General features: G+C 56.1%; 12 protein-coding genes. All 12 read right to left on the reverse strand.

Annotated elements, in window-relative coordinates:
- Positions 1-74 precede the first annotated feature (74 nt).
- A complete protein-coding gene (locus R5L00_RS07310; protein WP_107694662.1) occupies positions 75-644 on the reverse strand; it encodes a hypothetical protein in 570 nt (189 codons plus the stop codon).
- Positions 645-854: 210 nt separating this feature from the next.
- On the reverse strand, positions 855-2105 hold the full coding sequence (locus tag R5L00_RS07315; RefSeq protein WP_317651494.1) for a methane monooxygenase/ammonia monooxygenase subunit B: 1251 nt from the start codon (positions 2103-2105) through the stop codon (positions 855-857).
- On the reverse strand, positions 2106-2930 hold the full coding sequence (locus R5L00_RS07320; protein ID WP_107694664.1) for a methane monooxygenase/ammonia monooxygenase subunit A: 825 nt from the start codon (positions 2928-2930) through the stop codon (positions 2106-2108).
- Between the two features lie 237 nt (positions 2931-3167).
- A complete protein-coding gene (locus R5L00_RS07325; protein ID WP_317650648.1) occupies positions 3168-3983 on the reverse strand; it encodes a methane monooxygenase/ammonia monooxygenase subunit C in 816 nt (271 codons plus the stop codon).
- A 318-nt stretch (positions 3984-4301) separates the two neighbouring features.
- Positions 4302-5141: a ParB/RepB/Spo0J family partition protein gene (locus tag R5L00_RS07330; protein WP_219907524.1), complete on the reverse strand. Its 840-nt coding sequence runs from the start codon at positions 5139-5141 to the stop codon at positions 4302-4304.
- An 18-nt stretch (positions 5142-5159) separates the two neighbouring features.
- Positions 5160-5972, reverse strand: a complete 813-nt coding sequence (locus R5L00_RS07335) for a ParA family protein (protein WP_107694383.1) — start codon at positions 5970-5972, stop codon at positions 5160-5162.
- A gap of 81 nt (positions 5973-6053) precedes the next feature.
- Complete coding sequence (rsmG, locus tag R5L00_RS07340) at positions 6054-6686, reverse strand: 16S rRNA (guanine(527)-N(7))-methyltransferase RsmG (protein ID WP_107694384.1); 633 nt, start codon at positions 6684-6686, stop codon at positions 6054-6056.
- Positions 6683-8593 carry a tRNA uridine-5-carboxymethylaminomethyl(34) synthesis enzyme MnmG gene (gene mnmG / locus R5L00_RS07345; RefSeq protein ID WP_317653983.1) on the reverse strand — a complete coding sequence of 637 codons (1911 nt, stop codon included), beginning with the start codon at positions 8591-8593 and terminating at the stop codon, positions 6683-6685. The genes rsmG and mnmG overlap by 4 nt, the downstream gene beginning before the upstream one ends.
- 246 nt (positions 8594-8839) lie before the next feature.
- A complete protein-coding gene (mnmE, locus tag R5L00_RS07350) occupies positions 8840-10195 on the reverse strand; it encodes a tRNA uridine-5-carboxymethylaminomethyl(34) synthesis GTPase MnmE (RefSeq protein WP_317653984.1) in 1356 nt (451 codons plus the stop codon).
- 92 nt (positions 10196-10287) lie between these two features.
- The gene (yidC, locus tag R5L00_RS07355) at positions 10288-11985 is read right to left on the reverse strand and encodes a membrane protein insertase YidC (RefSeq protein WP_107694387.1); all 1698 of its coding nucleotides are present in this window, start codon (positions 11983-11985) and stop codon (positions 10288-10290) included.
- Between the two features lie 71 nt (positions 11986-12056).
- The gene (gene yidD, locus R5L00_RS07360) at positions 12057-12266 is read right to left on the reverse strand and encodes a membrane protein insertion efficiency factor YidD (RefSeq protein ID WP_107694388.1); all 210 of its coding nucleotides are present in this window, start codon (positions 12264-12266) and stop codon (positions 12057-12059) included.
- Positions 12254-12613 (reverse strand): ribonuclease P protein component, encoded by a 360-nt coding sequence (gene rnpA, locus R5L00_RS07365; protein WP_317653986.1) that lies wholly within the window; start codon positions 12611-12613, stop codon positions 12254-12256. Before rnpA ends, yidD begins: the two co-directional genes overlap by 13 nt.
- Positions 12614-12615: the final 2 nt, after the last annotated feature.

Consider the following 12615-nt stretch of genomic DNA (forward strand, 5'->3'; position numbering starts at 1 on the left):
TTGTAAGGACATTATCAAAATCGCCTATAAGAATTGAGGAATCGTCTATCTGCTGTCTATCTACTTTTGGTTGCCTATGAGCGGCGCTGTGCGCGCCAGCGTTCCACGCGCTTGGATTTCATGAGTTTGTATCCCAGCAGGGTCAAGAGCAGCAGGCCGATGAGCGGCACGACCGCGGCGCGGAATATGTTGCTGTAATTGACCATCTGCACTCGCAGGGGGTATTGGTAGCGCAAGGGCGGAAGACCCTCGGCGGTAATGATGACGGTGTAGAGCCCCTGATCGAGGCTCGTCTCTCCCCTGATGACGCCGTCAGGATGGACGCTCGGACGCACGTGGGAGACGGTTTCGTCTTCCTCTGCGTTGGTGCCTTTTATCACCCGCATGCCGATGGACATCTCGCGCATCGCAGGATCTATGAGGTCCACTACCAGGGTGGTGTCTCCAATCTTGGGTATTTCGGTGCAGTATTGGGCGCTGGCGTCAAATTGCGGCTGGTAGGCGCTCAAATGCACCATGTTCTCGCCTATGCGGCGTACGCAGCTGTCTTCTTCCATCGATTCTCGTCCATGCGCGGCCACGTTGCCGGCATAGAGTGCCGCAATCAGGATGAGCGCGCCTGCCTGTGTCACTTGCCTAACCACGAAAGAATCCTCTCGCTTGCATATTACAACGCTGTTCGCTATCGGCTTTCCGTCCCCGCTATTTTAGCGCCGGAGCGGAGTCATTGCTGTTTCAGTTGCCGTTTTTATATTTCTTACGCGTTAAAAAAACACCGATCCACCTTTCCGTCTGTTGACGGCGGCGGACCGGTGTTTTGAGGAACCTTTCGTCTACAGGTTCCTCAGGTTTGCTTAGAGCTTGGTGAAGACCGGTATGACTGCACCGGCTATGCTGTTGATGTTGCGATCGCCAGCATCGTTCCAGGTCATGAGCAATCCGCCAAACCGGCTTTCCGGGTCACCCAGGAGCGCCATCAGCCGTTGTACTTCCCACAGCGCATCTTTCGCTTCCATCTTGACTTCGCGTGTCTCGCCCGGTTGGAGCGGGGCGTCGTTGTCAAACGAGAGTCCGGTGGCAACCAGTTCCTTCGGATAGTTGCGGTCCAGATGCTTCAGGCCCACCTTGTTGATGAAGCGCACACCCGCCGTGGTGAACTCGCCGATGCGATAGGCCGTATCCCCGCTGTTGGTCACAGACATCGTCACCCGCAGTGCACGCCCAGGTACGTCATAGTTGGCGTGGGTCACTTTGATGGCGATGGGGTTGGGTTTCACCGGCAACGGCTGAACCTTGGACTCACCCGCCTGGATCGGCACGGTGTAGGGATGCTTGGTCTCGGTGTAACGATACCCGCCCCATACGATGCCAAAGGTCAGGATGAGGATGATCCACGCCATCTTCTTGTCCATGGGATCGAGCAGAAGCTCGTCGCCATAGGCCAGCAGTACGCGCGAACGCGGCAGGAACATGGGCCGCGCAACGTAGTAGCCGATCCAGAAACAGCCAAGACCCAGCCACAGCAAATGCCAGAAGATGCCGTTGCTGAAGTTGAAGGTCTCGGTGTCAATGGTCTCGCCCGTCAGCAGTTTGATCGGGTTGGTGAAGTCATCCCAGCTGCCGGTGATGTTCATCCAGGCGGCAGGGCCTGCAATCGGGCCTGCATCCTTGATGTTGACCATGGCATGCATGTGATGGCGTCCCGGAATCCGCGCTTTGAGTTTGGCTTCAAACGCGTAGTCGCGGCCGATCTCAAGCGGACCCGAGATCATGGTCGGCTCACCGTTCAACTTGGTGCTAAGCCGTACGAACACCGGGCTGGGGCTGCCTACGTTGAAGAAGGCGCGTCCAGGTTTGCCAACGGCCCGCGGCCAGTCTTCGGCAAGGTGGAATTTGCCGGTCATGGATGCAAGATCGTTGACCTTGGTGGTCTCAGGCTGCCATTTCATGTCGTACCACTGGATGGTACGCATGCGCAGGAATGGCTCCTGCGAGCGTTCACCATGCGCTGCCGCAGGCTGGATGTCGAGCATCAGGCCCATGGCCAGCGCGGCTGCGCCGCACAGGCCCAATACGCCCTGTTTGATGAGGTGTTTTGTGTTCATTTATTTGATCCCCTCGGGAAAGCCTTCTTCGCCAAATGCGGTGACGTCGTTCTTCATGCTGACGCGGCCACGGGCGCCTTTTACGTAGTAGAAGGCGGTGCAGTAGACTTTGCCAAAATACCACCACACGCAGAACATGAGCATGGAGACGAACGCGGAGAAGAATGCGGCAATAACCGTGGTGTGGCCGCCAAACGTTCGCAGCGAGCCTTGTTCGATCAGGCGCACGTACTCAGGCGTGCCGGTGCGTACATACAGGAAGCCGGTGTAATCGGCTAACGACAGCAGTACGCCTTCAGCCACGAGCGGCAGGTGGGTGGGGCCAAATATCGGCCAGTTGCCCGGGTAGAACAAAAGACCAAATGCGCCGCCGCCAATCAGGGCTGTCACCATCCAGTTGCGCGTGAGCAGCAAGACGGTGTCCATGACCAGCGCTCCAGGTATCATGGTGGAGGGGAATACAAAGTTGATGGGGTAGTGTGACCACCAGTAGAAGCCCCAGTAGCGGGTCAGCCATTCGCCAACCAGCAGGCAGACGATGCATAGCGTGGCCCCAAAGGGCAGTCTGTAGTTGACCCACAGGTAGTACATGATGGCGGCACAGTAGGTGATGCCCACGATCGGTGTTACCACCGGCCACCATTGACGATCCTTCCAGTCCAGCCAGAAGTCCCAGTCGCCTGCCAGCAGCATAAAGTGCATGTGGTAGGTTCCAACCAGCAGTATGCATAGAATCGGGAAATATACCGCGTCTATCATCCTGGACATCTTTACTGCTTCCGGCGGCATCTTGGCCGCCTTTAGTATTTCATCTGTTCTGCTCATCGCGCCCTCCCCTCAAATAATCTATAAATCTTTAAACAGAATGTTGTGCTGCCGTGCTGCTGTCTTGCCTGCGGCCTCTACCCGGGTGCCTTCCCCTTCGTTCGTCTCTGGCTGCCCGTGCAGCGCTGGCACTAGGATCCTGCCAGTGCCTGGCCGCTGTCGCTGCGGCCGCTCCTCTCCCGGTGTTCCGGGGCGGGGGGCGGCCGCAGCAGGACTTTCAATCAGCCTCTTAACCGATTAAGGTACGATCCGGTTGTTGAGGATGACTTTGCTCTGTCCGTTCCAGACAACATCGGTCAGGTTGGAGTAGCGGGTGATGATTTGTGCTGCAATGCCACCGGAAAACAGTCCTGCCCAGCCCAGAATCACGAAGCCCCAATGCAGCGGTGCGCTGAAGAGTTCTTCCATGAACCAGAAGGCATGGCCCCATTCGTTCAGGCCTACGTTCGGCAGAATCATGAGCGGACCAGCAATGGCCATGACCAGCGGGAACGAGGTGCCGCGGGAGTACAGCGGCAGACGGGTCATGGCATACAGGTAGCTTGCCACGCCGCAGACGATGTACATCGGGAAGGAGCCGTAGAATACAACCACATGGCTCGGGGTGAAGCTCGTGTCGCGAATGATGACCTGGTGCCAGGATGCGTCTTGCTCGGTGAAGAAGCTGCCGCCCCAGTAAACGCCAAACAGGTAGACGCCCAGCCACATCATCCAGTAGAAGTAACGCTTGATTTCAAGTTTCGGATCAAGATTGTCCAGTTGTGCCTGGGTGTCGCGGGTCTTCCAGATCCAGCCCCAGGTAACCAGTGCAAACAGCGGCATGACGATCATGTGTACGCGCCATAATCCCATCCAGACTTTCTCAAACTCGGGTTCCATCGAGTCCATCCCGTGCGAATAGGCAAAGGTCCGCTGATACCAGACCCAGAATATCGCCACCGCCAGCATGGTGATGAGCCCAAATTTGTACCACCTTGAGTCGTACCACAGCGACATGTCGTAATCGCGTCCTCCCGACTTCGCCGTGCTCGACGTTTCATAGGTTGTTGCCATTTTAATTTCTCCTGTTGCGTTGATGATCGAGTACTACTTCTTCCTCAGGAACCGCCCCCTTCCCCTTCTTCCTCCCAGGGCTGTGGCGCTTCCCCTTTCCTCTTTCCTAATACTGAACCATTACCAATTTAACAACACTAAAATACTGATATCCCCGAAATACCCCTTGAAATACCAATATCAATACCAATGTTACATATACTTTACATACCCACAACCCTGTAAAGACTATCCGCGAAGATCAACCAAGTCAAGCAGTTTGCGGGCGACGCGCGGCGCTCCGAACGCGCGGGAGCCGCACGCCTGGCCGAATTCGAATTACCAGCGAGACAATATCCCGTCCAGTTGCTCCAGGCTGCTGTAATGGATCACCAGGGTTCCGGCACCTCTTTTCCCCGGTTTTATAACAACTTGCGCACCAAGCTTCGCAGAAACATCTTCCTGCAGATTTAATAGATCACGGTCGTTTTTGGCACGTCCTTTTGGCTTTGGCGCGGGATGCTCGATCCGGTGTACCAGCCTCTCGGTTTCACGCACGGAAAGCTGTTTATGCGCCACCAGATTAGCGATTTCAATTTGCTTCGCGGGGGGAAGCGAGAGCAGTGCGCGACCGTGCCCCATATCTATTTTTCCGTCCATTAACAATTCCTGGACGGGCGATGGCAGATTGAGCAATCGTAGAAGATTGGAAACCGCACTCCGGGAACTACCCAGAGCTTGGCTTGCAGCCTCGTGCGTCATGCCAAACTCCTTTATAAGTCGTTGAATTCCGAGCGCTTCTTCCAGCGGATTGAGATCCTCGCGCTGAATATTCTCGATCAGCGACATGGCCAGCACGGCCTCGTCAGGCACTTCGCGAACAAGCGCTGGCACTTCGGAAATCGCCGCAAGCTGTGCTGCCCGCCAGCGCCGTTCCCCGGCTATGATTTCATAGCGGCCCGCTGAAATAGGGCGGACCAGCACTGGTTGCATGATTCCCTGGGATTTTATCGATTCGGCGAGCTCCGCCAGCGACTCCTTATCCATGCGCGTGCGCGGTTGATATTTGCCCGGTTGCAACTGCGATAATTTCAAATTCCGCAGCGTCTCGCCTGTCCTGACGTTTTCGTTCCCCGCCAGCAACGCATCCAATCCCCTGCCCAATCCCTTAGATTTCATGATCTTCCTGCTTTACGCCTATGCTTCCAGTGTGTTGTCCAAGTCCTGCTGAAACGGTGCTTCACTAGGGAAATATCGGTTTAACATTTCTCCCGCAAGCGCCAGATAGGCTTGGGTGCCTTTGGATAATTTGTCGTGATACAGCGCGGGAATGCCGAAACTCGGGGCTTCGGCCAATCGGACATTGCGAGGTATCACCGTGCGGTACACCTTTTCGCCGAAGTGCTGCTGCAATTGATCCGACACCTGTTGGGCTAATATATTGCGCGGGTCAAACATTGTACGCAGCAACCCTTCGATCTCTAGCGCAGGGTTAAGATTTGCCCGCACTTTTTTTATGGTATTGACAAGATCGCTTAAGCCCTCGAGAGCATAATACTCGCACTGCATTGGGATCATTACGGCATACGCGGCGCACAGCCCGTTAAGCGTCAACAGATTGAGCGCGGGGGGGCAATCGATGAGAATAAAATCATAGTTTTGTTCAACATCGTGCAAAGCCTCCTTCAGCCGAGTTTCGCGCCGGGGTAGGTCCACCATCTCTATTTCGGCGCCCGCCAGTTCACGGTTGGCGGGAATGAGATCGTATTTGCCACTCGTGGAATGCACGCTTACCTCGGCCACGCTCCGGCTCCCGAGCAGCACCTGGTAAACGGTATGCGGCAGTGCGCGCTTATCTACGCCACTCCCCATGGTAGCGTTACCCTGCGGGTCAAGGTCAACCAACAGTACCCGACGCTTGGCAGCCGCGAGGCTCGCTGCCAGATTCACGCTGGTGGTTGTTTTCCCCACGCCGCCTTTTTGATTCGTTATTGCCAGAATTCTCGTCATCGCTCCGCTCCAGAGACGGCAACCCGGGGCTGCCCGGGCTGCTGGACGATGCTCGCCCGTATATCTAACCTGATATCTACGCTAGGCCCGCTTAACAATAACCAGATGCCGCTCTGACCCGAGGCCTGGAACTGCAATAGGTAATATATTCTCCACCACGAACTGGGCCGGCAACTGAGCCAGCTCCTCATGTGGATATAAGCCCTTCATAGCCAGGAGCCGGCCGCCCCCATCCCCACCCGCACACAAGTGACCCGCCTGCCTGACGAAGTCGGCCAAGTCGGAAAAGGCGCGAGAAACAACAGAATCGAAAGCGGTTGCCGGATGATAATGCTCGACCCGTTCAGCAGCCACCTCGACATTTTTCAGTTTCAACTCTATTCGCGCCTGTTGCAGAAATGCGGCTTTTTTATGAACGCTTTCGATCAGTACCACGTGCCACTCCGGCCGCGCCAGCGCTAGAGGGATACCAGGTAACCCCGCGCCGCTGCCGACATCCGCTACCCAGGGCCCGCTGACGTGCGGTAAGATCGACAGGCTGTCAAGCACGTGTCGAACCAGCATTATTTCCGGCTCACGCAGCGCGGTCAGGTTATGGACACGGTTCCATTTCTGAATCAGCGCAAGATATTGCAATAACCGGGCTTGGGTTTCGGGAGGGACGGCCTCCCCCAAGTCTGCGATTCCGCCCGCGAGCCGTGCCGCGAGATTCATGCGCGTTTCTTGGCAGTGTGGCCGGCAAATCCACGCTTCACGTGCACCAGTAATAAGGAGATGGCGGCCGGGGTGATGCCGGAAATCCTCGACGCCTGTCCTGCTGTTTCCGGCTTATGCTGGTTCAGTTTTTGCTGCACCTCGCTTGAAAGACCGTTCACAGTACGGTAATCCAGGTCTTGCGGCAAACGAAGGTTCTCATATTGCGCGTTGCGCGCAACTTCATCCTTTTGGCGCTCGATATAACCGTGATACTTCGCCTGGATTTCGACCTGTTCTGCAACCATCGGGTCAACCACGGGCTCGCCTGCTCCTGGCAGCGTCATTAAGCTCTCATAGGAAACGCCCGGGCGGCGGAGCAATTCATGCAGCAAATACTCGCGCTCAATCGTTCTGCCCAGCACCTCCGTCACATCGGCAACGGCTGTAACATCCGAACCAGTTCTCGGCTTGAGCCACACGCTTTTCAAGCGATCTTGCTCACGCACGATTGCCTCCCGTTTAGTATCGAAGGCGGTCCAACGCAAGTCATCGACCACTCCAAGCCCGCGTCCTATTTCTGTCAGCCTCAGATCTGCATTGTCTTCGCGGAGCTGTAAGCGATACTCCGCCCGACTGGTAAACATGCGATAGGGCTCGGTCACGCCCAGGGTAATTAGGTCATCTACCAACACCCCAAGATAAGCTTCATCCCGGCGGGGGCACCATGGCTCTCGTTCCTGCGTCTTGAGCGCGGCATTGATGCCTGCCAGCAAGCCCTGCGCGGCAGCTTCTTCATACCCGGTGGTGCCGTTAATTTGCCCGGCAAAAAACAACCCATCGATCGCCTTCGTCTCAAGCGAGCTTTTCAGTCCCCGTGGATCAAAATAGTCGTATTCGATGGCATAGCCCGGCCTGGTGATATGCGCGTTTTCAAGCCCCCTGATGGAACGCACCACTTCAACCTGCATGTCAAACGGCAGGCTCGTGGAGATTCCGTTAGGATACACCTCATGAGTGTCAAGGCCTTCCGGCTCAAGGAAAATCTGATGCGATTCCTTGGCGGAGAAACGCACGACCTTATCCTCGATAGAGGGGCAATAACGCGGCCCAACGCCTTCAATTGCGCCGGTGAACAGCGGCGAACGATCCAAACCTTTGCGGATAACGTCATGTGTGCGATTGTTGGTATGCGTAATCCAGCACGGCAGTTGACGTGGATGCTGCGCGGCGCTACCCATAAAAGAAAACACCGGGAGCGGAGTATCTCCGGGCTGTTCGATCACCGCTGAATAATCGATGCTGCGACCGTCAATGCGCGGGGGAGTGCCCGTTTTCAATCGTCCCACCGGCAGTCTCATTTCGCGCAATCGCGCAGCCAGGCTGACGGAGGGTGGGTCTCCGGCCCGGCCTGCCTGGAAATTGACAGATCCGACATGCGCGAGCCCTGCCAGAAATGTGCCGGCAGTGAGCACCACTGCTCTTGCACGGAACGTTATCCCCAACTGTGTAACGACGCCAGTGAGGCGGTCGCCTTCGAGCACGAGGTCGTCTACCGACTGCTGGAACAGCCAGAGGTTGGGCTGGTTCTCGACGCGGCGGCGAATTGCCTGGCGGTAAAGCACGCGATCGGCCTGCGCGCGTGTCGCACGCACTGCGGGCCCTTTGCGCGAGTTCAATATGCGGAACTGTATTCCCGCCTCATCGGCCGCGGCGGCCATCGCGCCCCCCAAGGCGTCTACCTCTTTGACGAGATGCCCTTTGCCAATACCGCCGATCGACGGATTGCATGACATCTGCCCCAGCGTTTCGATATTATGGGTCAGCAATAAGGTTTTTTGCCCCATACGGGCAGCGGCAAGGGCCGCCTCGGTGCCGGCGTGGCCGCCACCAATTACGATTACGTCGAAATGGTCAGGAAAAGTCACCCTAAACTGGCCGGTTGGGCCGCGGTGTTGAAAGGCGGGATTCTACGGTAAAACGCCGGGTTGTGTAAGTGCAGGGCGAGGGGACCTGCGAACGCCTGGAGCCTGCGCGCCGAATGTTTCACGTGAAACAATCTACCTCCCGGCAAATAGCCGATGAACATTCAAACCCGATAAATCAATACTGTCCAGCCGCTGCCAGCGGCACAGCTCAACGCCGCCCTGAACGCGCGGACCCGAGCGCAGCGCCTATTTGCCGATGCAGAATCGGGAAAATATCTCCCCCAGCAAATCGTCCGCGCTGAATTCGCCTGTAATGGAAGAAAGGCTTTTCTGTGCCAGCCTTAACTCTTCCGCGAGCAAATCGAGCTGAACTTCTTGTCCCGCCAGGCTAGCGGCATTCTTCAGATACGCGCCAGCGTCCGTCAATGCGTACAGGTGCCGCTGGCGGGCCATGAATATGCCTTCGCCCGACGCGTGCGGCTGCCAACCTGCCGTTCCCAGAAGTTTTTTGCGCAGCTCTTCAACCCCCAAGCCGGTCTTGGCGGAGACATAAACAGCTGATCCTACCTCCGGCACTTCGGTATGAGGCGGTGCTGGCTCCAGGTCGATTTTGTTGTAAACACAAATGATTGGCAGGTTAGAGGGCAACTCTCCCAGAATTCCCCTGTCTTCCGCCGTGATACCCCTCCGGCTGTCCATTATCAGCAGAATCAGGTTTGCTTTGCTAATGGCTTCGCGGGTGCGCGCCATGCCAATCTTTTCAACAGCGTCCTGGGTATCCCTTAACCCAGCGGTATCGACCACATGCACCGGAACCCCTTCTATCTCGATGGTCTCGCGGATAGCGTCCCGAGTGGTGCCCGGTATTTCGGTCACAATGGCCGTTTCTTCGCGGGTTAGCCGGTTCAAAAGGCTTGATTTCCCCACGTTCGGCTGCCCCACCAGGACCACCCGTACGCCTTCGCGCAACAGGCTTCCCTGCATGGCTGACGTGAGCACGTGCTCAACCTGAGCCCGTATTTCTTCCAGTCTGCCCTGTAAATCCCCTTGCCCAGCGGACTCTATTTCTTCTTCCGGAAAATCCAGGGAGGCCTCGACAAGCATGCGCAGGGTGGTAAGCGCTTCCACCAGGTTACGAACAGCATTGGAAAAGTCGCCTTGCAGGGATCGCATGGCGCAGCGCGCTGCTTCACTTGTGCTGGCATCGATAATATCCGCCACGCTCTCGGCCTGGGCAAGATCTAGCTTGTTGTTGAGGAACGCGCGTAAAGTGAATTCGCCCGGTTGCGCCAGGCGTGCCCCTGCAGAAAGACAGCTGGACAATAGCAGATTCATTACCGCCGGGCCGCCATGACCCTGCAATTCCAGTACATCTTCGCCGGTGTAGGAGTAAGGCGCAGGAAAATAAAGCACAATTCCCTGATCAATGACCAGGCCGGCTTCATCGAGAAATTTACTGAGCGTCGCCTGACGAGGCGGGGGCAGAGAGCCCGTGATTTTCAGGGCGAGTGATCCCAGACTTCCACCTGAAACGCGAACTACGCCGATGCCGCCTCTCCCGGGGGGAGTGGCGATCGCGGCAATGATGTCAGAGTTCACCATTCTAATACCTGAATGGGTAATCCTTCAGGCGCAGCACAGGCGCAATTCAGGCGCTTCGGCAAATTTGCCGTGAGTGAGGAGCTTCCGCCGTTTCAGCCAGCTTTCTTCTTGCCCGCGGTCAATGCGGCATTCTCTATCATGCGCGTGATCTGCCACTGCTGAGCGATGGAAAGCACGTTATTCACCAGAGAATACAGCACCAAGCCCGCCGGGAAGAAGAAAAAGAATACGCTGAAGGCGAACGGCATGATCTGCATTACTTTCTGCTGGATGGGGTCGGCCGCGGGCGGGCTGAGCTTCGATTGCACAAACATGGAAATGCCCATCAATATCGGCAGTACAAAATAAGGATCGGGCGACGACATATCTTCTATCCACAAGGCAAATGGCGCATACCGCAATTCCACGCTCGCAAGCAGTACCCAATATAACGAAATGAACACCGGGATCTGAACCAATATCGGTAGACAGCCCCCCATCGGGTTGATTTTTTCCGTCTTGTAAAAATCCATCATCGCCTGATGCATGCGTTGACGGTCATTGCCGTGCTGCTCGCGCAAACGCTGAAGCTTGGGCGTAACCAGGCGTAATTTCGCCATTGAGCGGTAGCCCGCCGCGGACAATGGGAAAAAGGCCAGCTTGACCGACATTGTGAGCAGAATGATGGCCACACCCCAGTTCCCTGTCCAGGAATGGTAGAACGACAACAACCAGAACAGCGGCGCTCCAATTACCGTCAGCCAGCCATAATCCACCGTGAGGTCGAGCCCTGGCGCAATGGAGGCCAGCTTGCTCTGTTCCTCCGGCCCGGCATAGAGCGGCACGGTTATCCTGACGGTGCTCCCGGGTTCAACGACGCCTACCGGCACGATCACGCCGGCGGAATATTCATTCTCGCCCAGGCGCTTAGCATAGTACTCGCGCGGCAGTTTGTCCTCGGGCAGCCAGGCGGTGAGAAAATAATGCTGCAGCATCGCTATCCAGCCATTATCGGCATTCTTCGGATAGGTCGCGTTGCCCTTGTCCAACGCCGAAAACTCTATTTTCTTGAATTTTTCCTGCTCGGTATAAAGCGCGGCGCCGGTATAGGTCGGGATCATGAAAACCGAGCCCACCGGGGGCTGGCTGTCGCGGAGCATCTGAAAATAGGAAAAAGGCTGGATCGCAGTAGCGCGCTGGTTGGAAACCTCAAAGCTCACGTCGATCAGGTAGCTTCCGCGGTGAAACGTATAAACCTTAGTCACCCGCACCCCGTCGTTTTCAGGCGCTGCCAGCCGTACCTCGATCTTGTCGGCGCCAGCTGCCAGCTCATACGTTCCCTGCTCCGCTGTGTAGTGCGTCTTATGACTGGGCAGGCCTTCTCCGATTAGCCCCGATTGCGCCACGTAGATGTGGTCGCTTCGACTTTGCAACAGCGCGAATGGCTTGCTTTTATCTTCCTTATCCGGATGATCCAGTAACTCAAGACGACGAAGATCGCCCCCCGCGGTACTGATTTCCGCCATCACCATGTCGGTCTTGACAATGATTTTCTCGCCGGATTCCAGCTTCCCGCTCACTTTGGGAGCCCCATTATCCACGGGGCTCTCGCCCTGACCGGGCGGAGCTGAAGCCAGTTTTTCCCCTGGGACTGGCGTATCGGGCTGTGACCCTGGCTGGTTACCCGATCCCTGAGTAGCAGACGTTGTGGAAGCCGGGGATGGCGGGCGCTGTTCTTTCTGCCACGCATCCCAAAGAAATAACATCGAGGTGGAAAAGATTAGAAAAAGTACGAGTTTTTGTGTATCCATCTTGCATCGCGAATTTGTTTTTGACGGTACGACTGAACGTACGAAGGTTATTTGAGGCCTGACTACGGCTTCTATGGTACAGGGTCATGTCCACCACGATTCCAGGGATTGCAGCGCAATATTCTCCACGCGCTCAGTAATACTCCGCGAACCACCCCATGTCTGGTAAGTGCTTCACATGCGTAGTGTGAACAGGACGGACTGAAGCGGCAAGACAGCCCGAAAAAAGGGCTCAGGCAATATTGATAAAGCTTGATCAGACCTATAATTATCCGCGACATCGCTGCAATTGAACCATGAGCCGTTCCGCTTCTCCCGCTATATTCAACGAGTTGCTGTGGCTGAGGCGGTTGCGCAAGCGAACCACTATGTCAAGCCCGGCCAAGTCCCCCTGGCGAGCTCGAAATACTTCTCGCAGCAAGCGCTTCACCCTGTTGCGATTTACGGCCAGTCGCTCGATTTTACCCGCGACAACTACCCCCAGTCTGGAGTGCGACAGATTATTGGGTTTAGCGAAGATCTGTAGAAACTCGCTGCTTGCAGAACACCTGAATCTAATAACCGAGGAGAACTCTTCTGCTTTGCGCAAGCGGTGAGTTTTTGGAAAGCGAATAGTGAAACTCCTCAATA

This window comes from Nitrosospira sp. Is2 (genome assembly GCF_033095785.1).
In the GTDB taxonomy this organism is placed as follows: domain Bacteria; phylum Pseudomonadota; class Gammaproteobacteria; order Burkholderiales; family Nitrosomonadaceae; genus Nitrosospira.

Coding starts and splice junctions, on each gene's coding strand:
- R5L00_RS07315 (WP_317651494.1), bottom strand. CDS start 2,105: ATGAACACAAAACACCTCATCAAACAGGGCGTATTGGGCCTGTGCGGC.
- R5L00_RS07320 (WP_107694664.1), bottom strand. CDS start 2,930: ATGAGCAGAACAGATGAAATACTAAAGGCGGCCAAGATGCCGCCGGAA.
- R5L00_RS07325 (WP_317650648.1), bottom strand. CDS start 3,983: ATGGCAACAACCTATGAAACGTCGAGCACGGCGAAGTCGGGAGGACGC.
- R5L00_RS07330 (WP_219907524.1), bottom strand. CDS start 5,141: ATGAAATCTAAGGGATTGGGCAGGGGATTGGATGCGTTGCTGGCGGGG.
- R5L00_RS07335 (WP_107694383.1), bottom strand. CDS start 5,972: ATGACGAGAATTCTGGCAATAACGAATCAAAAAGGCGGCGTGGGGAAA.
- rsmG (WP_107694384.1), bottom strand. CDS start 6,686: ATGAATCTCGCGGCACGGCTCGCGGGCGGAATCGCAGACTTGGGGGAG.
- mnmE (WP_317653984.1), bottom strand. CDS start 10,195: ATGGTGAACTCTGACATCATTGCCGCGATCGCCACTCCCCCCGGGAGA.
- yidC (WP_107694387.1), bottom strand. CDS start 11,985: ATGGATACACAAAAACTCGTACTTTTTCTAATCTTTTCCACCTCGATG.
- yidD (WP_107694388.1), bottom strand. CDS start 12,266: ATGTCGCGGATAATTATAGGTCTGATCAAGCTTTATCAATATTGCCTG.